19 protein-coding genes are annotated in these 21551 nt (G+C 71.6%); 13 read left to right on the top strand and 6 right to left on the bottom strand.

Annotation, left to right across the window (positions count from 1 at the left end):
• Positions 1-176: 176 nt before the first annotated feature.
• Entirely contained in the window at positions 177-695 is a 519-nt protein-coding gene (locus tag BpN12_RS00275; RefSeq protein WP_246793303.1) for a ferritin-like domain-containing protein, read from the top strand.
• A gap of 109 nt (positions 696-804) precedes the next feature.
• On the opposite strand, the gene BpN12_RS00270 is transcribed toward BpN12_RS00275, so the two are convergent.
• Positions 805-1035, bottom strand: a complete 231-nt coding sequence (locus BpN12_RS00270) for a DUF6566 family protein (protein ID WP_246793302.1) — start codon at positions 1033-1035, stop codon at positions 805-807.
• A gap of 180 nt (positions 1036-1215) precedes the next feature.
• Between BpN12_RS00270 and BpN12_RS00265 the strand changes: the two genes are divergently transcribed.
• On the top strand, positions 1216-1719 hold the full coding sequence (locus tag BpN12_RS00265) for a phage protein NinX family protein (RefSeq protein ID WP_246793301.1): 504 nt from the start codon (positions 1216-1218) through the stop codon (positions 1717-1719).
• A 98-nt stretch (positions 1720-1817) separates the two neighbouring features.
• A complete protein-coding gene (locus BpN12_RS00260; RefSeq protein ID WP_246793300.1) occupies positions 1818-3068 on the top strand; it encodes a phosphatidylserine decarboxylase family protein in 1251 nt (416 codons plus the stop codon).
• Between the two features lie 87 nt (positions 3069-3155).
• On the opposite strand, the gene BpN12_RS00255 is transcribed toward BpN12_RS00260, so the two are convergent.
• Positions 3156-4538, bottom strand: a complete 1383-nt coding sequence (locus BpN12_RS00255) for a sigma-54-dependent transcriptional regulator (RefSeq protein ID WP_246793299.1) — start codon at positions 4536-4538, stop codon at positions 3156-3158.
• Between the two features lie 331 nt (positions 4539-4869).
• Between BpN12_RS00255 and BpN12_RS00250 the strand changes: the two genes are divergently transcribed.
• From BpN12_RS00250 to BpN12_RS00240, 3 genes are all read left to right on the top strand, one after another.
• Complete coding sequence (locus BpN12_RS00250; protein ID WP_246793298.1) at positions 4870-5838, top strand: sigma-54 interaction domain-containing protein; 969 nt, start codon at positions 4870-4872, stop codon at positions 5836-5838.
• Positions 5839-6007: 169 nt separating this feature from the next.
• Complete coding sequence (locus BpN12_RS00245; RefSeq protein WP_246793297.1) at positions 6008-6424, top strand: CBS domain-containing protein; 417 nt, start codon at positions 6008-6010, stop codon at positions 6422-6424.
• A 63-nt stretch (positions 6425-6487) separates the two neighbouring features.
• Positions 6488-6940 carry a PRC-barrel domain-containing protein gene (locus BpN12_RS00240; RefSeq protein WP_246793296.1) on the top strand — a complete coding sequence of 151 codons (453 nt, stop codon included), beginning with the start codon at positions 6488-6490 and terminating at the stop codon, positions 6938-6940.
• A gap of 135 nt (positions 6941-7075) precedes the next feature.
• Here BpN12_RS00240 and BpN12_RS00235 read toward each other — a convergent pair whose 3' ends face one another.
• Positions 7076-7381, bottom strand: coding sequence for a hypothetical protein (locus BpN12_RS00235; RefSeq protein WP_246793295.1), 306 nt, complete (start codon positions 7379-7381; stop codon positions 7076-7078).
• Positions 7382-7731: 350 nt separating this feature from the next.
• Between BpN12_RS00235 and BpN12_RS00230 the strand changes: the two genes are divergently transcribed.
• Entirely contained in the window at positions 7732-8448 is a 717-nt protein-coding gene (locus tag BpN12_RS00230) for an MgtC/SapB family protein (protein ID WP_246793294.1), read from the top strand.
• A gap of 6 nt (positions 8449-8454) precedes the next feature.
• Positions 8455-9375 (top strand): cation diffusion facilitator family transporter, encoded by a 921-nt coding sequence (locus BpN12_RS00225; protein WP_246793293.1) that lies wholly within the window; start codon positions 8455-8457, stop codon positions 9373-9375.
• 258 nt (positions 9376-9633) lie between these two features.
• On the opposite strand, the gene BpN12_RS00220 is transcribed toward BpN12_RS00225, so the two are convergent.
• The 3 genes from BpN12_RS00220 to BpN12_RS00210 form a co-directional block, all read right to left on the bottom strand.
• The gene (locus BpN12_RS00220) at positions 9634-11418 is read right to left on the bottom strand and encodes an efflux transporter outer membrane subunit (RefSeq protein WP_246793292.1); all 1785 of its coding nucleotides are present in this window, start codon (positions 11416-11418) and stop codon (positions 9634-9636) included.
• Position 11419: 1 nt separating this feature from the next.
• Positions 11420-13030 (bottom strand): DHA2 family efflux MFS transporter permease subunit, encoded by a 1611-nt coding sequence (locus BpN12_RS00215; RefSeq protein ID WP_246793291.1) that lies wholly within the window; start codon positions 13028-13030, stop codon positions 11420-11422.
• A gap of 103 nt (positions 13031-13133) precedes the next feature.
• Positions 13134-14579 carry an HlyD family secretion protein gene (locus BpN12_RS00210; protein WP_246793290.1) on the bottom strand — a complete coding sequence of 482 codons (1446 nt, stop codon included), beginning with the start codon at positions 14577-14579 and terminating at the stop codon, positions 13134-13136.
• Positions 14580-15006: 427 nt separating this feature from the next.
• Here BpN12_RS00210 and BpN12_RS00205 point away from each other — a divergent pair, with 427 nt between their 5' ends.
• The 5 genes from BpN12_RS00205 to BpN12_RS00185 all read left to right on the top strand — a co-directional run bounded on the left by BpN12_RS00205 (position 15007) and on the right by BpN12_RS00185 (position 21548).
• Positions 15007-16815 carry a thiamine pyrophosphate-requiring protein gene (locus BpN12_RS00205; RefSeq protein ID WP_246793289.1) on the top strand — a complete coding sequence of 603 codons (1809 nt, stop codon included), beginning with the start codon at positions 15007-15009 and terminating at the stop codon, positions 16813-16815.
• Between the two features lie 179 nt (positions 16816-16994).
• Positions 16995-17375 (top strand): DUF3175 domain-containing protein, encoded by a 381-nt coding sequence (locus tag BpN12_RS00200; protein WP_246793288.1) that lies wholly within the window; start codon positions 16995-16997, stop codon positions 17373-17375.
• A 204-nt stretch (positions 17376-17579) separates the two neighbouring features.
• On the top strand, positions 17580-19169 hold the full coding sequence (locus tag BpN12_RS00195; protein ID WP_246793287.1) for a hypothetical protein: 1590 nt from the start codon (positions 17580-17582) through the stop codon (positions 19167-19169).
• A gap of 191 nt (positions 19170-19360) precedes the next feature.
• Complete coding sequence (locus tag BpN12_RS00190) at positions 19361-20737, top strand: nucleobase:cation symporter-2 family protein (RefSeq protein WP_246793286.1); 1377 nt, start codon at positions 19361-19363, stop codon at positions 20735-20737.
• 199 nt (positions 20738-20936) lie between these two features.
• Entirely contained in the window at positions 20937-21548 is a 612-nt protein-coding gene (locus BpN12_RS00185; RefSeq protein ID WP_246793285.1) for a glutathione S-transferase family protein, read from the top strand.
• The last annotated feature ends 3 nt before the right edge of the window (positions 21549-21551 follow it).

Genomic DNA, 21551 nt, shown 5'->3' with positions numbered 1-21551 from the left:
GGCATGAGCGGGTTTGACAAGCGATTGCAAAAAGCGCCCTGCCGGGCAAGCCCCGCCGTCGGCGCAGCGCTCGACGGCCGCGCCCAGGCCATGCGCGCGACGCGGGCGCGACATTTGCATCGCGCCGTGCGTCCCACCGCAGCTCACGCAGTTCCTCCCCCGACCAGGAGCACCACATGGCACACACGAAACGCTCGATCGACGAACATCTCGACGAATGGCTGCGCGACGCGCATGCGATGGAAGAACAGGCCGGCACCATGCTCGCCGCGATGGCACGGCGCCTCGAACACTATCCCGACCTGAAGCAGCGCATCGAACAGCATCTGGGCGAGACGCGCGAGCAGGCGCGGCTGATCCGCGAATGCATCGGGCGGCGCGGCAGCGACGTGTCGGCGCTGAAGGATCTGGGCGCGCGCAGCCTTGCCACGCTGCAAGGCTTCACCGGCATGCTGGCGGCCGACGAGGTGGTCAAGAGCGCGATCGCGAGCTATGCGTTCGAGAACTTCGAGATCGCGACCTACCGCACGCTGATCACGGCCGCGCGCACGGCCGGCGACGCCGACACGCTCACCGTCTGCGAGCGGATCCTGCCGCAGGAAGTGGCGATGGCGAACTGGCTGGAACAGCATCTGCCGCAGGTGGTCAACGCGTTCCTGACGCGCAACCCCGAGAGCGAGGCAGCTTCGCGCTGATCCGTTCGCGCGGGGCGCCGCGCCGGCCGCCAGCCCGCGCCAGGCACGGTGCCGGGGCGACCGGCCACGCGGCCGCCCCGGCGCCGCCGGCTCGTGCCGGTTCTGGAGCCTATTCCTGATCCACCGCGAAGCGGCCGCGCTCGATGCCGGCGCGCACCGCCTCTTCCTCGGTCAGCCATTCGGGATCGACCGGCTCCGGCAGCGGCCGGCCCACGGGGGCGCCCTCGCGCGTCAACGTCACGCTCGGCACCCACGCGCCGCGCTCGTTGCGATGCGCCGTCACCGCGATCACATGGCCGCGGTAGCTGTCGCTCGTCACGGTTCTTTCAGATTCCTTCATCTCGCCTCCTGGATGCATGGGTGAGTCGAATCCTTCAAACGCAATGCAAAAACCGCGCACGCCGGACCTGTTGCCATGCCGGGTCGTGCCGACATCGGGCGCGCAACGGCCGTTCCCGTCGCGCGCCGCGCAGGCACGCCCGATGCTCGGTTTCCTCCACGCCCACTCCGGATACCCCCGATGCGCACCGACGATCTCGACAGCCGCGAACTCGACTACTGGACCGCGCGAGCGCTGGCCCGCGACGACCTGCCGATCGCCTTCGTCGCGCTCGAGCCCGCGCTCGTCGTGACGTTCTCGAACGGCACGGCGGCGCGCATGGATGCGCGGTTCGCGCCGTCCTCGCGATGGGCCGACGCGACCGACGTGCTCGACCGGCTGATCGACGTGCGCAGCACGCGAGACGCGCACGGCACGCTGAGCTGCGTGGCCACCTTCGACGCCGACGGCACCGCCTGCGCGGCCCGCGAGGGGCACGGCAGCGGGCCGGACCTGCGCACCGCGCTGCTGCGCGCGTTCGTGCGGGCGCGCTTCGGCGACGAGGTCGAGGCGATGCCGGGCGAGCCGCACGTCGTGCGGCACGGCAAGCTCACGCGGCATGCGCAGGGCGAACCGATACCGTCGCGCGGGCCGCGCGACGCCGAACCGGAACCGAACGCGATCGGCTCGCTGCCGCGCCAGTGAGGCCCGACGAACCGACGCCAACGCCGACGCCAGCGGCCTCGCCGCCTCGCGACCTCAACGGCATCGACGACATCAAGACCAGCCACGGAGACAGATCCATGACGGCAATCCAGGGCCCCGCGCGGGCCACGCGCCGCCGCCTCGGCGACTGGCTCGCGACCGAGGAACTGCGGATGACGGCCTACCGCCGCCAGCTCGCCCAGGACGCCTACGCGGTGGCCGGAAAACGGCCACGCACGGCGGTGGTGGCCGAGTTCGCGGCGCTGTTCGAACGCGACGCGGTGCTGCGCATGGGCCTCACGCGCGCGATCGGCGAAGCGGGCGAGGCCGGCTATGCGCTCGGCTACGCGACCATCGAGGACCTGATGGCGATCCTCGACCACGTGATGCGCTACGCGCCGCCATTCAGCGAGGAGAGCCTGATCGTCTGCCCGGTCAACGCGCTGCTCGACTGGCCGATGTGCATGCCGTCCGGCTATCCGCTGTTCCGCGACGCCACCGTCAATGCGCAACTGGGCCGCCTGCTGTCGGGCTGGTGCGATTTCCTGTCCGGCCCGCATTCGCGCGAGCATCTGCACGAGCGCGGTCCAAGCGGCTGGTTCAGCGAAGTGGCGCGCGAGCGCATGCGGCTCGACGAATTCGTCTGCCGCCGCGACGAACCGTGCTGGGGTTTCGACTCGTGGAATCACTTCTTCACGCGGCGCTTTCGCGACGGCGCGCGGCCGGTGGCCGAGCCGAACGACCCGCGCGTGGTGGTCAGCGCCTGCGAGGCGGCGCCGTACCAGATCGCCGCGCGCGTGCAGCGCCTCGACGAATTCTGGATCAAGTCGCAGCCCTATTCGATTCGCGACATGCTGACCCCGCAGCACGCGCTGCTGGCCGAGCGTTTCGTCGGCGGCGACATCTACCAGGCCTATCTGAGCGCCTACAACTACCATCGCTGGCACGCGCCGGTGGGCGGGATCGTCACGCACGCCTACCGCGTTCCCGGCACTTACTTCTCGGGCGCCGACGTCGAGGGGCTCGACCCGTCCGGGCTCAACGACTCGCAAGGCTACATGACGGCCGTGGCCACGCGCGCGGTGGTGGTGATCGACTGCGAAGACCCCGGCATGGGCACCGTGGCCTGCGTGTTCGTGGGGATGGGCGACGTGTCGTCGTGCGTGATCGACGCGCATCCGGGCCAGCGCCTGGCCAAGGGCGACGAGATCGGCTACTTCCAGTACGGCGGCTCGACGTTCTGCCTGCTGTTCGAGCCGGACGTGATCGAGCGTTTCGTGGTGGCGGGCGCGCCCGACGTCGAGTCGCCCGTGGTGCCCGTCAACGCGGCGATCGCGGTGTCGCGCTGAAGCCCGACGGCTGCAAGCCGGTGCCGGCGCGATGCCGGTGGTGACGGTAGCGCCCGCCGCGCGCGCGGCGGCGCCGGCGCCGGGGGCTTATTTGTCGTCGCGCGGCTTGCCGCCGGTGGCTTTCTCGCCCGGCGTGCCGATGCGGTTGTAGACCGTCTTCAGGCTGACGTCGAGGATCTCGGCCGCATGCGCCTTCACGCCGCCGCACTGTTCGAGCGTGCCGAGGATCAGCCGGCGGTCGACCTCCTCGAGCGGCGTGTCGAGCGGCACCGTCACGGCGCTGCCGCCCGTGCTGGCCATGCCCGATACTTCGTCCATGATCGGCGGCGGCAGCGTGTCGATCGCGTCGCCGTCGGCGAAGATGCTGGCGCGCTGCACGAAGTTGCGCAGCTCGCGCACGTTGCCGGGCCAGTCGTAGCGCGTCAGCGCGGCCTTCGCGGCATCGCTGAAGCGCATCGCGCGGCCGCTGTCCTCGTTGAGCCGGGCCAGGAACGCGTCGGCCAGCAGCACGATGTCGGCGCCGCGTTCACGCAGCGGCGGCATCGGGATCGGAAACACGTTGATGCGGTGGTAAAGGTCGGCGCGCAGCGTGCCGGCGGCGATCGCGGCCTCCGGATCGCGATTGGTGGCGGCGACGATGCGCACGTCGATCGAGGTCTCGCGCACCGAGCCGAGCCGCGTGACCTGCCCGGTCTCGAGCACGCGCAGCAGCTTGACCTGCAGCTCCACCGGCATCTCGGTGATCTCGTCGAGGAACAGCGTGCCGCCGTCGGCACGCTCGAAGAAGCCCTTGTGCTGGCGGTCCGCGCCCGTGAAGCTGCCGCGGTCGTGGCCGAACATCTCGCTCTCCACCAGGTTCGCCGGAATCGCGCCGCAGTTGATCGCGATGAACGGCCCGCGCCGCCGGAAGCTCAACTCGTGCAGCGTCTGCGCGGCCACTTCCTTGCCGGTGCCCGATTCGCCCGTCAGCAGCACCGACGCGTCGGTGGTGGCCACCCGCGCGAGCGCGTCGTACATCGTGCGCATCGGCGGCGAGTTGCCGAGCAGGCGGCCGAAGCGGCCGGCGCGCTCGAGTTCGTCGCGCATCGCGCCGATTTCTTCCTCGTGGACTTCCATCTGCGCGACGCGCGCGAAGATGCCGTCCAGCCGCTGCATGTTGAATGGCTTGACGAGGTAGTCGCTCGCGCCCTGCCGCAGCGCGTCGATCGCGGTGTCGAGCGTGGCGTGACCGGTGGCGAACACCAGTTCGCCGCGTTTGCCGCGCTGCGTGAAATCCTCGAACAGCTCGATGCCGTTGCCGTCGGGCAGCACCAGGTCGCAGAGCACCAGTTCGTAGCTCTGAGTCAGCATGCGCGACCGGGCCTCGGCCAGCGAGGCGGCGGTATCGCAGGCCAGCTGCCGGTTCTGCGCGAGCGCGGCGAGCATCTCGCGCGTGTCGCTGTCGTCATCGACGATCAAAATGCGTGGCATGCAGACTCCTTTCGACGATTGCGTCGCGCGCCCCTGATGCCACATTGGCGGCGGCGAGATGAGAGATGACGGAGTAGGCGATGCGGGGTTCGGCGCCGCGAGTTCCGAGTGGAGGGGCGGACGACCGACTACCTCTAGGAAAGCAGATATTACCGCTCGGCGCCATCGGATCTTTCTATCCATGTCGGCTGACTGCATTGCGAGATTCAATCCCCCGGTGCTCAGCACGCTCTGCGGCCATCTCAAAAAAAATGCATGATAAACGCTTGATTGATGGAATAGCTGACGCCATACATGTGTCCGACCCCCCAATGCTCGTTTTCTGTGTTCCATGGCACGGCTCGATAGCGATCCGCCGCGGCTGGCCGGCCAGTCTTCGTCGATCGAAGCGCTGCTCGCCAAGGTCAGCCGCGCCGCGCTTGCGCAGGCGAGCGTACTGATCGTCGGCGAGACCGGCTCGGGCAAGGACGTGGTCGCGCGGCTGCTGCACGCGCTCGGGCCGCGCGCGGCTCAGCCGTTCGTCGCGGTCAACTGCGGGGCGGTGGCGCGCGACGTGGCCGAATCGCAGCTGTTCGGCCATGAAAAAGGCAGCTTCACCGGCGCGGTCGCGCAGCATATCGGCTTCTTCGAGGCCGCGCGCGGCGGCACGCTGTTCCTCGACGAGATCGCCGACGCGCCGCCCGAGTTGCAGGTCAAGCTGCTGCGCGTGCTGGAGAGCGGCACCATCACGCGGGTAGGCGGCACCGAGCCGATTCCGGTAGACGTGCGCGTGGTCGCGGCCACCCACCACGATCCGGCCGCCGCGGTACGCGACGGCCGCTTTCGCGAGGATCTGTTCTACCGGATCGCCACCGTGCCGCTGCACGTGCCGCCGCTGCGCCAGCGCGAGGGCGACGCGGAGCAGCTCGCGCGCGAGCTGGTGGCGCATCTCAACGCGCGCCACGGTACCGCGAAGCGGCTCTCGGCACAGGCGCTGCGCGTGCTGAACACCCACAGCTGGCCCGGCAACGTGCGCGAGTTGCGCAACGTGGTCGAGCGCGGCTTCATCCTGGCCGACGAGCAGATCGAGCTGCACCCGCCGGCGCTGGCGCCGGCCGCCGCCAGCGTGCGCGACAACGTGATGACGCTGCAGGTCGGCGCGACGCTGGCGCAGTCGCAGCAGCACTTCATCGCCGCCTCGCTGCAATACTTCGACGGCAACAAGCCGCGCACCGCGAAATCGCTCGGCATCAGCCTGAAGACGCTCTACAACCGGCTCGCGCTGATGCGCGACGACGACGGCAAACCATCTCCCGGCTAGCCGGCCCGGCGCGCCGGTAACGCTTTCCATGCTTTGTAAATCACGGCACCCGCCGCGCCGCCGCGGCCCCGCCGGCCGCCATGCCGGCGCGCGCGGGGCCGCAAGCGCGGGCGTGGCACGCGCGTTGCGTCGATCGCCCCATCGATCCTCTTCATGATGGAGACAGACGATGCAACGAATTCGCCAGATCAGGTCGCCCGACGTCGTGCAAGTCGCGCCGGGCGATTCGATTCGTCATGCGTCGCAATGGATGGCGCGCCACGAGGTGGGCGCGCTGCCCGTGTACGACGGCCCGCGCGTGGCCGGCGGGGTGACCAATCGCGACATCGTCACGCGCGCGCAAGCCTCGGGCAAGGGCGGCGGCGCCACCGTGCGCGAGATCACCCCGGTGCCGATCGAATGGTGCGGCGAGGACGACGCGGTGCGCCGCAAGATGGCCAGCACGCAGGTGCGCCGGATCCCGGTGATGTCGCGCGAGCGACGGCTGGTGGGGAGGGTCTCGCTCGGCGACTTCGCGACGCGTTGCGGTGTGGCCGAGCGCGACGCCATCGGCGAGACGCTCGACTGTCTTTCGCCGCCGCGCTGAGGGCCGGCATCGCGTCGCCACGCGCATCAACACCGCATCAACACGATTCCCAGGGAGCCCACGATGCAATCGACCCCAGCCGGTGCCGCCGCCGGCGCCGCCCATCACACCGGCCGCGCGATGGTGCCGGCCCGCATGCTCGACGGCGCGCTCGCGCGCGCCACCGACGGCTACACGCTCGGCTACGTGAGCGAGGTGATGCTCGACCTGCGCACCGGCCGCATCGCCTACGCGCTGCTCGCGCTCGACGAGCGCATCCACGCGCGCCTGCTGACCGCCGTGCCGTGGCATTACGTGGCGCTCGACGCCGACGGCACCGGGCTGCGCGTCGCGCTGTCGGCGGCCACCGTGCGCGGCGCACCCGCGATCGACCTCGATGCCTGGCGGGTGGCGACCGATCCGGCCTGGGAAAGCGCCGTGATCCAGCATTACGACACCGAGGATGCGCCGCGCGAGTACAGCCTCGCCGAGGAACTCGGGCTGCGCTCGCCGGTGCGCCCGCGCGGGCCGGCCTGAAATGGATCTCTCCCCTGGCGGCTGCGCGCCGCCGCCTCGCATCCCGGATGGCTGTGAGGTCTTGAACGGGCGTCGGCAACGGCGCCCGCTTTTTGCGTGGGCGCCGGCGCATGATCCCGGCCCCGCGCTCCGCGTCTAGCGGCGCGCGCCGGAATCGCCGGCGGCCCGCGGCGGCTCCGCGTTGGACTCCTCTTGCGGCGCCGGACCGCCCCGGCATTCGGCGGCGCGCCGCATCATGCCCTGCTCCCGATAGGCTTCCGGCACGTGCCGCACCTCCGACGCACCGGTCGGCAAGGCGCCGGGCTCGCTCCACCAGTCGGGGCAAGCCACCGGATCGTGCGGATCGTGCGGATCGGGGGATGCCGGTTGCGGTGACGGCGCGGCGCGGCGCTCCGGCGCTTCGCGCGTGGTGGCCGGATCCTGCTGGTGTCGGGATTTCATCGCTTGCCTCCGTTTCGGTTCGCGCCGCGCCCGCGCGCGGCTCAAGAGCCCGAGGACTCACAGGCACTCATAGGCTCGAGCGAATATCGAGCAACGACCATTCCGCCCGCGCGTGCGCGGGCGCGCCCGGTGCGGCGACGACGCGGCCGGCGGATTCGACAAGGAACGTAAAAACGCCAGGCCGTCGATGCCGGCATGCCGACAGCGGCGCGTCGGCGCGGTCCGCGCAATTGTCGTTCGGCTCGCAACGCGCACGTCCGGACCCCGGTGGAGCGCACCGCCGATCACCGTCGAGCGGGCACGGGGCTTGCGAGGACGGTGTCATCGCCACCATCCCCGCCCGCGCTCCGATGCCGACCATGCCGCTCGTCCTCGACCACGCCGACCTGGCACTGCGCCTCGCCACCTGTCTCGTCGCCAGCGCAATCATCGGCTTCGATCGCGGCGGCGCGGGCAAGTCGGCCGGCCTGCGCACGACGATGCTGGTAGGCCTGGCGGCCTGCCTCGCGATGCTGCAGGTGAACCTGCTGCTGCCGCAGGCCGGCAAGGGCCCGCAGTCGTTCGCGACGCTCGACCTGATGCGGCTGCCGCTCGGCATCCTGTCCGGCGTCGGCTTTATCGGCGCCGGCGCGATCCTGCGCAAGGAAGGGCTGGTGCGCGGCCTGACCACGGCCGCGACGCTCTGGTTCGTGACCGTGATCGGGCTCTGCGCGGGCGGCGGCCAGCTGCTGCTGGCGGCGGTGGCGACCGTGCTCGGCGTGGCGATCCTGTCGGGCCTCAAGCCGGTCGAGCGACGCCTGCCGCAGCGGCGCCGCGCCCGGCTGCGCGTGATCCAGCACGCCGACGGGACGCCCGCGCCGGGCCTCGCCGACGCCCTCGCGCGGCTCGACGCGCTGCACTGCCGCGTGTCGCTGACGGGCATGGAGGCGCTGCCCGAGCGCGGCGCGATCCGCCGCCACTACGAGCTGAAATGGCACGCGCCGCGGCGCGACGACCCGGTCGAGCAGGCGATCGCCGCGCTGGTGAGCCACAGCGGCGGCGGCGTGAGCTGGTCGCTGCGGGAGTAGCCGCCGATGTCCGCCACGGTGCCGCGCGCCGTCTACTACGCGCTCGCCTCGAACCTGGCCGTGGCCGCCTGCAAGTATGCGGCGGCCGCCTACACGAACTCCGGCTCGGCGTTCGCCGAGGCGATCCATTCGAGCGCCGACTGCCTGAACCAGGTGTTGCTGCTGGTGGGCGGCCGCGCGGCCGCGGCGCGCGCCGACGCCGCGCATCCGCTCGGCTTCGGCCGCGTCACCTATTTCTACGCGATGCTGGTGGCCACGCAGATCTTCATCGTCGGCGGGCTGGCGTCAGCGGCCGTCGGCGGCCTGCGGCTCGTGCAGCGCGCACCGGTCGAGCATGGCGGCGTGGTGATCGCGGTGCTGCTGGTGTCGGGCGTGATCGAGACGTTCGCGCTGAGGGCCTCGATCGACACCATCGAGCGGCACGGCCGGCCGCTCGCGCTGCTGCGCTGGATGCGCGAGACCGGCCAGCCCGCGCTGCTGCTCGCCGTGATCGAGGACACCGCCGCGCTCGGCGGCATCCTCGTCTCGCTCGCCGCCGTGGGGCTCGCGCTCGCCACCGGCAATCCGGTGTTCGACGCGCTCGGCGGGGTCGCCGTCGGCCTGATCCTGATGGCGAGCGCGGCGTTCGCGATGGGCAAGATCAAGTCGCTGATCGTCGGCGAATCGGCGCACGAAACGGTGCGCCGCGAGATGGACGCGTGGCTGCGCGCGCGGCCCGAGGTCGTGCGCGTGATCTCGCTGGTGGTGCTGCGCTGGTCCGACGAGCACGTGGTCGCGATCCAGGCCGAACTGCGCCCGCATCCGAGCGCCGACGCGCTGGTGCGCACCATCAACACGATCGAACTCGCGTTGCAGGAGGCGTTTCCACGCGCGCGATGGATCTTCTTCGAACCGGAGCTGCGCGAGCACGGGCGCAATCCGGTTTGAGCCGGCGGGCGCGAATCAGGTCGGGCGAGGCGCCCGTGCGCGGTTCGCAAAGACGCGGCAGGGCCGGGCCCCCGCGATCAGTCGAACGGATGCGTCGCGGGCACGCGCGTAACCCGGGCCGGCGGGCGGGAGCCGGAAGGGCCGCCGCTCCGTTCGCCAGCGCGGCGGGCGCGTGGACCGGACCGGCGCTCCCGCGATCAACCGCGCGGATCGACAGCACGGATCGATCCGCGCGGCCTTGATGAACCCGCACGCGACTCAGCGCGCGTTCGCCACCTCGGCGCCGCCGACCGCCCGGCCCGCGTCGTCCGCGCCGCGCGAAGCCGGGGCGCCGTCATCCGCGGCGCGGTTCGCGGCCGGCGCCGCGTCCGGATCCCAGCCGCCGCCGAGCGCCTTGTACAGCGCGACCAGATCGGTGGTGGTCTGCAGCTCGCCCTGCACCGCCTGCTGCCGCGCCTGCGACCACTGCCGCTCGGCGTCGAGCACGTCGAGGAACGGCACGATGCCCTTGCGATAGCTGTCGCGTGCGAGATCGAGCGCGCCGCGTTCGGCCCGCACGGCGTCGTCGAGTTCGGCATGGCGCGTCTGGTCGGTGCGATAGACGGCGAGCGCGTTGTCGACGTCGCGCAGCGCCACCAGCACGGCGCCGCGATAGGCGAGCGCGGCCTCCTGCTGCTGCACCTTCGAGAGCCGCAGGTTCGACACCAGCGCGCCGCCCGAGAAGATCGGCAGCGAAATCGCCGGGCCGGCCGAGTAGAACAGATGCGACCACTGCGCGAGTTCGCGCACGTGCGTCGAGCGCAGGCCGATCTGCCCGGTCAGCGACACGTCGGGATAGAACTGCGCGACCGCCACGCCAACCTGCGCGGTGGCCGCGTGCAGCTCGAGTTCGGCGCGGCGCACGTCGGGCCGCCGCCGCGCCAGCGTGGACGGCAGGCCCACCGGCACCGTCGGCGGCAGCGCCGGCAGCGCGCCGGGCGCGTCGAGTTCGGCGTCGAGCGCGCCCGGCGCGCCGCCCACCAGATACGCGAGACCGTTGCGCAGCGTGGCGATCTGCTGGTCGTACTGCGGCAGCTGCGCGCGAAGCGTGGCGAGCTGCGCCTCGGCGCTGCGCACGTCGAGCTGGCTCGTCAGGCCGTGCGCGGCGCGATCGCGCGTGAGATCGGCCAGTTCGCCCTGCGACTGCGTGAGTTCCACCGCCAGCGCGCGCAGCGCCTGCGCGCCGCGATATTGCAGGTAGGTCTGCGCGACCTCGGCCTCGAGCGAGAGCAGCGCGTCGTCGCGGCCCGCCACGGCCGCGCCGGTCTCGGCGCCGGCCGCTTCCACCGAGCGCCGCACGCGGCCGAACAGGTCGAGTTCCCACGACGCGTCGAAGCCGGCCTGCCACAGATTGGTCGGCGACGAGATCGCATCGAGCGCCTTGCTCGCGCCCTGCTGGATCGCCGTGCTGCCGCCCGGCACCGCGTTGGCGAGCGCCGAGCCCGGCGCGCCGAGCCGGTTGATCTGGTCGTTGACGCCCTCGTCCTCGAGGATGCCCTTCACGCCCAGCTGCTCGCGCTGGTAGCTGGCGGTGGCGCGCACGTTCGGCAGGCCCTGCGCGGCGGCCTGGTGCAACTGCTCGCGCGCCTCGGCGATGCGCAGCACGGCCGTCTGCAGATCGAGGTTGTCGTGCGCCGCGCGCGCCACCAGCCGGTCGAGCAGCGGATCGTGGAACGCCTGCCACCAGCGCGGATCGGGGTCGGCATCCACCACCGGCTTCGAATGCACGCCGGCGTCGGGCGCCGAGGCGGCGTCGGTCAGCGAGGCGCCGGCCACCGGCGCGGCGGCCGAGGCCGGCCCCGCCGCGGCCGCGCCGCTCGCGCCCTGCAGGTCGTGCCACTGCGCGGGCGCGTCCGCGCGCGGCGGCTTGAAATCGGGCCCGACGGTGCAGGCGGCCAGCGCGAGGCAGCCGGCCAGCGCGGCCGGCCACGCGAAGGCGCGAGCGCGCGTCGGTACCTGGGGAGCCCGGAAAGCCCGGGGGGGCCGCGGTGCCTGATGCTTCATCTCAATGTCCTCCTCCGCCCTGCGCCGCCTTCACCGGCGAGAACATGAACGTCAACGGGATGCAGATCGCGCAGAACACCGCCAGGATCGCGAACACGTCGAGATAGGCGAGGATCGTGGCCTGCGAGACGAAGGTCTCGTAGAGCCGGCCGTTGGCGGTCTGCAGCGCGGCCGCGGGCGGCGCGCCCGACAGCGCGGTGATCGACTGCGCGTTGCGCTGCAGCGCGTCCTGGAAGTTCTGCGAGAACGGCGACATGTGGCCGGACAGATGCGCCATCTGCGCCTGCGTGCGCTCGCGGATCAGCGCCGTGGACACCGAGATGCCGATCGAGCCGGCCACGTTGCGGAACATCGTGAAGAGGGCCGAGGCGTCGTCGTTGAGCCGCTGCGGGATGGTCAGGTAGGCGAGCGTGGTGATCGGCACGAACAGGAAGCCGATCGCGAGCGACTGCGCGCAGCGGATCATCATCAGGTGCCGGTAGTCGATGTCGGGCACCAGCGTGCGCGAATAGACGAGCGAGAAGGTCAGCAGCACGAAGCCGATGCCGACCAGATAACGCGTCTGCACCACCGGCATCAGGCGGCTCACGATCGGAATCTCCATGGTGATCAGGATCGCGCCCGGCGACAGCACCAGCCCGGCCAGCGTGGCGGTGTAGCCGAGCTGCTGCTGCGCGAGCTGCGGCACGATCACGGCGCTGCCGTACAGCACCGCCGCGAAGCAGGCGATGGTCACGCAGCCGAGCGCGAAATTGCGGTCGCGCAGGCAGGCCAGATCCACCACCGGCTTCTTCGTGTAGCGCAGCCAGAGCACCGCGCCCGTCAGCCCGAGCACCGTCAGCACGGCGAACAGGCGGATGAAGTTCGAGCCGAACCAGTCGTCGTCCTCGCCGCGGTCGAGCATCACCTGCAGGCAGCCGAGGCCGAGCGCGATCAGGCCGATGCCGATGTAGTCGATGCGGATGCCGCGTTCGCCGTCGCGCCGCCACGGCGGATCCTCCACCAGCTGCATCACCGCCAGCACCGTGATGATCCCCACCGGCACGTTGAGCAGGAACACCCAGCGCCACGAGAACGTGTCGGTGATCCAGCCGCCGAGCGTCGGCCCCAGCACCGGCGCGACCACGATCGCGATCGCCGAGATCGAGAACGCGCGGTTGCGCTGCTCGGGCGGGAACGTGTCGAGGATGATCGACTGCTGGTTCGGCTGCAGGCCGCCGCCGAACAGCCCCTGCAGGATCCGGAACACGATCAGCTGGCCGAGGTTGGTGGCGATCCCGCACAGGAACGAGCAGACCGTGAACGCGGCGATGCAGATCACGAAATAGCGCTTGCGGCCCAGCAGCCGGCCGAGGAAGCCCGAGATCGGCAGCACGATGCCGTTCGCGACGAGGTACGAGGTGAGCGTCCAGGTGGCCTCGTCGTAGCTCGCCGACATGGTGCCGGCGATATGCGGCAGCGCGACGTTGACGATGGTGGTGTCGAGCACTTCCATGAACGCGGCCAGCGTGACCACCACGGCGATCAGCCAGGGGTTCGCCGACGGGCGCCAGGCGCGCTCGCCGCCCCCGCCGCCGTCGCGGGCGGCCGATGCATCGGCGGGCCGGCTCATGAGCGGCGGCCCGCGCGAGGCGCGGGAAACAACGGCAACGGCACGAGCATCGGTTCGCTCCCAGGCGGCGGCGCCGCGAAATGGACCATGGCGGGGCGGCGCATCACGGCAGGTGGACGGTGGGCACGGCGGACAGGCCGAGGCCGAGCGGCGGGTTGGTCGGCAGCGGGCCGTCGAGCACGATCTTCACCGGCACGCGCTGCACGATCTTCACGAAGTTGCCGGTCGCGTTCTCGGCCGGGAACGCCGAGAAGCGCGAGCCGCTGCCGAGCTGGACGCTGTCGACGTGGCCGTGCAGCGTGAGGTCGGGATAGGCGTCGACCGACACGTCGACGTGGTCGCCGATGCGCATGCGTTCGAGCTGCGACTCCTTGAAGTTCGCGGTGATCCAGATGCGCGGCGTGACGATCGAGAACAGCGAGCTGCCGGTCTGCAGGAACGAGCCGAGCTGCACGTTGCGGCGCGTGACCCAGCCGTCGGACGGCGCGCGGATCTCGCAGTACGACAGGTTCAGCTCGGCCGTCTCGCGCTGCGCGCGCGCGGCCAGCACCTGCTGGCGGCGTTCCTCGATGGTGGCCTCCACGGTGCGGATCTGCTGAGGCACCAGCGCGGCCGTGCGGGCCTGGGCACGTGCCATCGCCACGTTCGCGTCGGCGCTGGCGCGCTGCGCGTCGGCCGCGTCGATCGCCTGCTTCGAGGTGGCGCGCGCGTCCACCGCGTGCTGCCGTTCCTGCGCGGCGAGCGCCTGCTTGTAGGCCGCGTCGGCCGATTCGATCTGCGCGCGGGCCTGCGCGTACTGCGCCGGATATTGCACGCGCGCGATGTCGAGCTGCACGCGCGCCGCGTCGAGCTGCGCCTGCGCGAGGCCGAGCTGCGCGTCGGCCGCGTCGAGCTGGGCGCGGTAGTCGCGCGGATCGATCTGCACCATCAGGTCGCCGCGATGGACGAAGGTGTTGTCGTCGACGTTCAGGCGCGTCACGTAGCCCGATACGTGCGGCGCGATCGCGATCGCGTTGCCGTCGGTGTAGGCGTCGTCGGTGCTGACCTGGTTGCGCGTCATCAGCCACCAGACCAGCGCCACGATCAGCAGCAGCACCACCACGATCGCGAGGATGATCAGCGTCTTGCGGTTCGAGCCCTTGCGCTTGCCGTCGTCGCGCTTGCCGTCGTGATTGTCGTCGCCGCCGCCGTTGCCGCCGTCACCGTCACCGTGGTTGCCGCCGCCCTCGTCGCCGCGCTTGCCGCCGCCGTCGTCGCCGTCATTGCGGCGCTCGCCGTCGCGCGAACGATCGTTGCGTTCGCCACCATCGGACGAGCCCGCGTCGCGCTCGTCCGGGTCACGCGAGTCCGTTCCGCCGCTCGCGCGCGTCGCGCCGTCGCCCGGCGGGTCGCCGGACGGACGCGGCGGCGGATCGGCGTCAGCGGCGCGCGCGCGCCGCGGCGCGAACGCGCCATGCAGCGCATCGGCCAGGCGCCGCGGCACGCGGCGGGTCGGCGCGCGCCGGCCTCGCACGGCGAAGGGCAACGGGAACTCGGTGACATCGGACATCGCGTGGGGCTCCAGGCTGGATCGCATCGCACGGTCATGTGCGAACTCGCATCGGGGGCAGCGCAGCAAGGATCGGGCCCGCTCGCGCGCGCCGCCCGGAGGCCCGTGCGGCGGGGCCGCCGCGGCGACATGACGGTTCGCTTGCGGCGGCGCATCAATGCGACGCGACGTTTTTACAAGCGCCGATGTCAACCGGCACAACTCATGCAGTTTCGGGATCTGAAAGGCGGGCGGCGACCGCGGCCGGCGGGCGTGCCACCCGGGACGCGCCGGGCGGCACGCGCCTTGCGCGATCCGGTCGATCGCGCCACGCGCCGGACGGCGCGCGAACCGGCAACCCCGCGCCGCACCGGCAGCACGGCGGCGGCGTGCCGCCCGGCGGGCATGCGGCTCGGCGCGGCGGCCATCGACATCAAGGAGGAACGGCATGACGACTGTCTCGGATTTCATCGTCGAACGACTCGCGGAATGGGGCGTCGATCGCATTTACGGCTACCCCGGCGACGGCATCAACGGCATGTTCGGCGCGCTGAACCGCGCGCGCGGCAAGATCGAGTTCATCCAGGCGCGCCACGAGGAAATGGCCGCGTTCATGGCCAGCGCGCACGCGAAGTACACCGGCAAGCTCGGCGTATGCATCGCCACCTCCGGGCCCGGCGCCTCGCACCTGATCACCGGCCTCTACGACGCGCGGCTCGACCACATGCCGGTGCTCGCGATCGTCGGCCAGCAGGCGCGCGCCGCGCTCGGCGGCCACTACCAGCAGGAGCTCGACCTGCCCGCGCTGTTCAAGGACGTGGCCGGCGCGTTCGTGCAGCAGGCGAGCGTCCCGGGGCAGGTGCGCCATCTGGTCGATCGGGCCGTGCGCACCGCGCTCGGCGCGCGCACCGTCACCGCGCTGATCCTGCCGAACGACCTGCAGGAACTCGACTACGCGCCGCCCGCGCGCGCCCACGGCACCGTGCATTCGGGCGTCGGCTACACGCGCCCGAAGGTGGTGCCGTACCCGGAGGACTTGAAGCGCGCGGCCGAGGTGCTCAACGCAGGCTCGAAGGTCGCGATGCTGGTGGGCGCCGGCGCGCTCGGTGCCACCGATCAGGTGATGGCGGTGGCCGACCGGCTCGGTGCGGGCGCCGCCAAGGCGCTGCTCGGCAAGGCCGCGCTGCCCGACGACCTGCCCTGGGTGACGGGCCCGATCGGCCTGCTCGGCACGCGGCCGAGCTACGACCTGATGAACGAGTGCGACACGCTGCTGGTGGTGGGCTCCGGCTTCCCGTATGCGGAATTCCTGCCGAAGGAAGGCCAGGCGCGCGCGGTGCAGATCGACCTGAAGGCCGACATGCTGAGCCTGCGCTATCCGATGGAGGTCAACCTGGTGGGCGACAGCGCCGAGACGCTCACGCAGCTGCTGCCGCTGCTGACCGAGCGCACCGAGCACCGCTGGCGCGACCGGATCGCGCGCTGGAACGACGACTGGCGCGACACGCTGGCCAAGCGCGCGGCCGCCGACGCGAGCACGGGGCGCGGCATCAATCCGCAGCGCGCGTTCACCGAACTCTCGCCGCGCCTGCCCGACGACGTGATCCTGTCGAGCGACTCGGGCTCCTGCGCGAACTGGTATGCGCGCGACCTGCAGATGCGGCGCGGCATGATGGCCTCGCTGTCGGGCGGCCTCGCCTCGATGGGCGCCGCGGTGCCATACGCGATCGCGGCGAAGTTCGCGTATCCGGGGCGGCCGGTGATCGCGATGGTCGGCGACGGCGCGATGCAGATGAACAACATGGCCGAGCTGATCACCGTCGCCAAATACTGGCGACAGTGGGACGACCCGCGCTGGATCTGCCTCGTGCTCAACAACGAGGACCTGAACCAGGTCACCTGGGAGCAGCGCGTGATGGAGGGCGATCCGAAGTTCGACGCTTCGCAGCAGGTGCCCGACGTGCCCTATCACCGCTTCGCCGAGTTGATCGGCTTGAAGGGCATTTACGTCGATCGCCCGGAGCGGGTCGGCGCGGCCTGGGACGAGGCGCTCGCGGCCGGTAAGCCGGTGGTGATCGAGGTCAAGACCGACCCCGAGGTGCCGCCGCTGCCGCCGCACGTCACGCTGCAGCAGGCCAGGCAGTTTGCCGAGACGCTCGTGAAGGGCGACCCGCGCGAACGCGGCGTGATCGTCGAGACGGCGTGGCAGGTGCTGTCGGCCGTGCTGCCGTCGGGCGACAAGCACGGCAAGTCCTGAAGCCGCGGCGGCACGGCGTGCCTCGCCAGGCGGGAGCCGGCCGACGGCCCGCGCCCGCCGCCGGCCGCCCGTCGCCCGTCGCCCGTCGCGTCCATCCTGCCCGCATGCCCTGTTGCCATGCGGGCCATCTGGATCCCGGCCGGTCCCGCCATCGGCCCGTTACCCCGGAGGCTCCCACGATGAGCGCATCCCGTTCCTCCCGCCCGGCCTCGCACGCGAAGCCGGGCTCGCGCGGCAAGCATTCGACCCGACGCCCCGGCCGGCGCCGCGCCAGCACCACCGGCTCGGGCCAGCGCTGGTCCGGCGACGTCACCCGACGCAGCGACGCACTCGACGTCGAGCCCGACATCTTCAAGTCCGACGACCCCGCGGCGATCGCGGCCTCGCTGAAACGCTCGGCCGAACACAGCCGCCGGCGGAAGGCATCGCCCTACCAGTCGGCCATGTCGATGCTGAACTTCTACGTCAACCGCGCCGGCCGCAACCTGCCAAAAACGCGGCGCGCGACGCTGGAGCGAGCCAAGCGCAAGCTGCGAGAAGCGTTCGGCCGAAAGCCCTGACGCCGGCCCGTGGACCATGCGCAAAACTTCGCATGACGCGCGCGGGGTTCGCCTCGTGCGCCACGCTTGCGGCGCGATGCGTTATACCTCTGGGCTGACATACCACGCTTGGCCGTCGCGACGGCAGGTGTCGGCTCCGCGCCGCGTCCCGACCGGCGTGTACGCCGAAACGATGCCGGCCGCCCCACTGAACGGAACGCCTCGATGCCCCCGCCGCCGATTCGCCGCGCCTCCACCGGCGGCATTCCCTCCACGCCGTCCGGCCTGACCGGCGAAGCGCCGTCGCGGCCGCAGTCCGGCGCGAGCCGCGCCAACGCGACGCCCGACGCGCTGCTGGGCGGCCTGCGGCGGCGCGGGGCGCAACGCAACGGCCAGACTTCGCCGCAGCACGGCGAGGGGCAGTCGAGCGAGGCGCAATCGAGTGCGACGATCCTGCATGTGCCGTCACTGCCGGACGCGTTCCACGCACTGCAGATGGAAGGCGCGCCGCAGATCCTCGCCACGCCGTCCGGCGGCCCGGCGCCGCAAGACCTGTCGGCCTCCGGCGGCGGCACGCAGACGCCCGCGGTGACGAGCCACGACGTCCCGCCACCGCCGCCGCCACGGCCGCACGCCGCGAGCCAGGCGCTGATGGACGTGCCGGTGCCGGACCAGCCGCCACCGCCGCCCTACTCGCCCGCCGAGACCAGTGCGCCCGCGCCGTCGAACCCGGGCGGCGCCACCGAGGAGGCGCCACCGCCGTCTTACGAAGAAGCCACCGCGCTTCCCGCCAGCGCCGCGCAGCAGCGCCCCGCGATGCCGGCCAGCCCCCCTGCCGACGGCGCCCTCCCGACCAGTCAGACGAACCAGACGAGCCAGACGAACGCGCCCGCCGAGCCCACGCCGTCCACGCCGGCCAACGGCGGCGCGGCACCGCAGCGCATGTCCACCGAACAGCGGCAGACCACCGCCTGGATGAACAAGCTCGTGGAGGCCCATGAGAGCGGCGAGAACATCGGCCCGCAGCACCTGCACGAGCTGATGCAGCTGCTGGGCGGCCGGCCGATGTCGGTCGGCAACGCCGCGCGCGGGCGGGTCACGATTTCACAGCTGCCGCCCGAGGTCCGGGCGGATCTGCAAAAACGCGCCGGTCCGATGATGATCGCCACGCTCGAGCATTTGTCCAACGACAGCAGCATCTCGGGCCGCGACATGTACGACGCCGTGATGTCGGCCAACCACGTGCAGCCCGACGAGATGCGCGCCAAGGTCACCGGCGACCTGGGCCGGCTGCTGCACCGCGTGCAGCCGCTCGATACGCAGCAGGCCGCCTTCGATCATCTCAACACGCAGATCGCCAGCTATCCGCCCGAGCACCGCATGCCGGCGCTGATCGGGCTGGCCGTGAACGCGCTCAAGGGCGACGCGCAAGACAGCCCGGAAGCGATGCGCGACGGGATGGGCAACCTGCACAAGATCCTCGACCAGATCGCGGCGATCCCCGAGTCGCAGCGCGATCCGGCGGACACCCACGTCGTGCTCAACGTCACGCTCGGCTGGACGCCCGTCCTGATGTCGAGGCCCGAGTCCGGCAACTGGCGGCCCCTGATGGACCGGCTCCTGGCGGAAACCGCCAAGGCGCCGCCGGAGGTGCAGGCGGGCCTCGCGCCGGTCTTCGACAAGGTGCTCGACTACATGAAGCCGGGCGGCACGCTGATGGACGAACTGCACGTGACCACGCTCGCCGATTTCCAGCACCTCGGCACACGCGTGCTCGACGCGCTGCGGCGCGCCTCGGAAGCGGACGACGAATAAACCGCACCACGCCGGCGGCATGCGGCGGCACCGGGCGGCACGCGAGGCAGCCGACGGCAAGGCACGGCCTGGCGCCCTCGACCGGGGCCGCGCCGCTGCCCGGGATCCGGGGGACACGCCGCGCGTCGCTTTTTGGCGCGCGGCCCAGCCGGTAAAATTCCGCACTTTCCATCCGACCGGCCCTCCCAGCGATGCAAACCGCCCATCCCGACGCCGACCCCGCCGCGCCCGCCGCCGTCCCCGATCTGGTCTACGGTCCCGACGACCGCCCCGCGCCGGCCATCGCGTTCGTCGCCGCGCTCCAGCACCTGCTCGCGATCCTGGTGCCGATCGTCACGCCGGGCCTGCTGATCTGCCAGGCGCTGAACGTGCCGAGCCGCGACACCACGCTGATCGTGTCGATGTCGCTGGTGATCTCGGGCATCGCCACGTTCCTGCAATGCCGCCGCTTCGGCCCGCTCGGCGCCGGCCTGCTGATCGTGCAGGGCACCAGCTTCAACTTCGTCGGCCCGCTGATCGCGGGCGGCAGCCTGATGGTCAAGCAGGGTACGCCGGTGGGCACCGTGATGGCCGCGATCTTCGGCGTGGTGATCGCCGGCTCGTTCGTGGAGATGGCCGTGTCGCGCGTGCTGCCGTTCGTCAAGCGCCTCATCACGCCGCTCGTGACCGGCATCGTGGTGCTGCTGATCGGCCTCACGCTGATCAAGGTCGGCCTCGTCAGCATGGGCGGCGGCTACGGCGCGATGGCCAACGGCAGCTTCGCGAGCGCGCAGAACCTGATGCTGTCCGGGCTCGTGCTCGGCACGATCGTCGTGCTGAACCGCGTGCCGGTGGTCTGGGTGCGCAGCACCGCGCTCGTGATCGCGCTCGCGCTCGGCTATCTGGCGGCCGGCGCCGCGGGCCGGCTCGACTTCACCGGCGCGCGCGAGGCGGCGCTGTTCCAGATCCCCACGCCGCTGCATTTCGGGCTCGGCTTTTCGTGGTCGCTGTTCGTGCCGATGCTGGTGATCTACCTCGTCACCTCGCTCGAGGCGATCGGCGACGTCACGGCCACCAGCAAGGTGTCGCGCGAGCCGGTAGAGGGGCCGCTGTGGATGCGCCGCATCAAGGGCGGGGTGCTCGTGAACGGCGCGAACTCGCTGCTGGCCGGCGTGTTCAACACGTTCCCGAGTTCGGTGTTCGCGCAGAACAACGGCGTGATCCAGCTGACCGGCATCGCGAGCCGCCACGTCGGCCTCTGGATCGCCGCCATGCTGGTGGTGCTCGGCCTGTTCCCGGTAGTGGCCGGCGTGCTGCAGGCGGTGCCCGAGCCCGTGCTCGGCGGCGCCGCGATGGTGATGTTCGGCGCGGTGGCGGCCTCGGGCATCAACATCCTGGCCGGCGTGAAGCTCGACCGCCGCGCGCTGCTGATCGTGGCCGTGTCGCTGGCGCTGGGGCTCGGCGTCTCGCAGGTGCCCGAGATCCTCACCCACCTGCCGAACGCGCTGAAGAACGTGCTGGCGTCGGGCGTCGCCACCGGCGGCATCTGCGCGCTCGTGATGAACTGGTTCCTGCCCGAGCAGAAGTAGGCGGTGGCGGGTTCGCCGCCGCGCGCATCGCCGCGCGGCGGGCGCGATCGTGCCGGTGCACGGGCCTCGGCGCCCGCCATTCTCGTTTCGCGAACAATCCATTCGGCCCGCGCGGGATTCTCCGGCGGCGGCGGCGTCCCTAGACTCTGGCTCATCGTGATTCGGATCTCCGATCACACCGACCCCGAGGAGCAACGCCATGAAGTTCTATCACCATCCGCTGTCCGGCCACTCGCATCGCGTGCGCCTGTTCCTGTCGCTGCTCGGCCTCGAGCACGACGCGATCGAAGTCGACCTGGCCGCCGCCGCGCACAAGTCGCCGCAATTCCTCAAGCTCAATCCGTTCGGCCAGGTGCCGGTGCTGGTCGACGGCGAGACCGTGATCGCCGATTCGAACGCGATCCTCGTCTACCTCGCGCGCAAGTACGGCGGCGCGCAGTGGCAGCCGCACACACCGGAAGCCGAGGCCGCCGTGCAGCGCTGGCTGTCGGTGGCCGCCGGCGAGATCGCGTTCGGCCCGGCCGCCGCGCGGCTCATCACCGTGTTCGGCTCGAAGCACGACGCCGGGGAAGTGATCGCACGCGCCCACGGCATCCTCAAGCTGATCGACGACGCGCTCGCGGGCCGCGACTACCTGGCCGACACGCGGCCGACGCTCGCCGACATCGCGCTGTACGGCTATGTCGCGCGCGCGCCGGAAGGCAACGTCGACCTGTCGTTCTATCCGAACGTCAACGCCTGGCTGCGCCGCATCGAGGCGCTGCCCGGCTTCGTCGAATTCCGCAAGACGCCGGTCGGCCTGGCCGCCTGACCC

The sequence above is a fragment of the Burkholderia perseverans genome, assembly GCF_022870505.1.
Taxonomy (GTDB): Bacteria; Pseudomonadota; Gammaproteobacteria; order Burkholderiales; family Burkholderiaceae; genus Burkholderia; species Burkholderia plantarii.
Note: the sequence above shows the minus strand (reverse complement) of the source record. Positions and strands in the feature narration are given on the sequence as shown.

Bases quoted from the DNA above. Each gene is read 5' to 3' on its own strand.
- BpN12_RS00235 (WP_246793295.1), bottom strand. From the start codon at position 7,381: ATGAAATCCCGACACCAGCAGGATCCGGCCACCACGCGCGAAGCGCCG.
- BpN12_RS00255 (WP_246793299.1), bottom strand. From the start codon at position 4,538: ATGCCACGCATTTTGATCGTCGATGACGACAGCGACACGCGCGAGATG.
- BpN12_RS00200 (WP_246793288.1), top strand. From the start codon at position 16,995: ATGAGCGCATCCCGTTCCTCCCGCCCGGCCTCGCACGCGAAGCCGGGC.
- BpN12_RS00205 (WP_246793289.1), top strand. From the start codon at position 15,007: ATGACGACTGTCTCGGATTTCATCGTCGAACGACTCGCGGAATGGGGC.
- BpN12_RS00250 (WP_246793298.1), top strand. From the start codon at position 4,870: ATGGCACGGCTCGATAGCGATCCGCCGCGGCTGGCCGGCCAGTCTTCG.
- BpN12_RS00230 (WP_246793294.1), top strand. From the start codon at position 7,732: ATGCCGACCATGCCGCTCGTCCTCGACCACGCCGACCTGGCACTGCGC.
- BpN12_RS00270 (WP_246793302.1), bottom strand. From the start codon at position 1,035: ATGAAGGAATCTGAAAGAACCGTGACGAGCGACAGCTACCGCGGCCAT.
- BpN12_RS00185 (WP_246793285.1), top strand. From the start codon at position 20,937: ATGAAGTTCTATCACCATCCGCTGTCCGGCCACTCGCATCGCGTGCGC.
- BpN12_RS00240 (WP_246793296.1), top strand. From the start codon at position 6,488: ATGCAATCGACCCCAGCCGGTGCCGCCGCCGGCGCCGCCCATCACACC.
- BpN12_RS00215 (WP_246793291.1), bottom strand. From the start codon at position 13,030: ATGAGCCGGCCCGCCGATGCATCGGCCGCCCGCGACGGCGGCGGGGGC.
- BpN12_RS00225 (WP_246793293.1), top strand. From the start codon at position 8,455: ATGTCCGCCACGGTGCCGCGCGCCGTCTACTACGCGCTCGCCTCGAAC.
- BpN12_RS00265 (WP_246793301.1), top strand. From the start codon at position 1,216: ATGCGCACCGACGATCTCGACAGCCGCGAACTCGACTACTGGACCGCG.
- BpN12_RS00275 (WP_246793303.1), top strand. From the start codon at position 177: ATGGCACACACGAAACGCTCGATCGACGAACATCTCGACGAATGGCTG.
- BpN12_RS00260 (WP_246793300.1), top strand. From the start codon at position 1,818: ATGACGGCAATCCAGGGCCCCGCGCGGGCCACGCGCCGCCGCCTCGGC.
- BpN12_RS00210 (WP_246793290.1), bottom strand. From the start codon at position 14,579: ATGTCCGATGTCACCGAGTTCCCGTTGCCCTTCGCCGTGCGAGGCCGG.
- BpN12_RS00245 (WP_246793297.1), top strand. From the start codon at position 6,008: ATGCAACGAATTCGCCAGATCAGGTCGCCCGACGTCGTGCAAGTCGCG.
- BpN12_RS00220 (WP_246793292.1), bottom strand. From the start codon at position 11,418: ATGAAGCATCAGGCACCGCGGCCCCCCCGGGCTTTCCGGGCTCCCCAG.
- BpN12_RS00195 (WP_246793287.1), top strand. From the start codon at position 17,580: ATGCCCCCGCCGCCGATTCGCCGCGCCTCCACCGGCGGCATTCCCTCC.
- BpN12_RS00190 (WP_246793286.1), top strand. From the start codon at position 19,361: ATGCAAACCGCCCATCCCGACGCCGACCCCGCCGCGCCCGCCGCCGTC.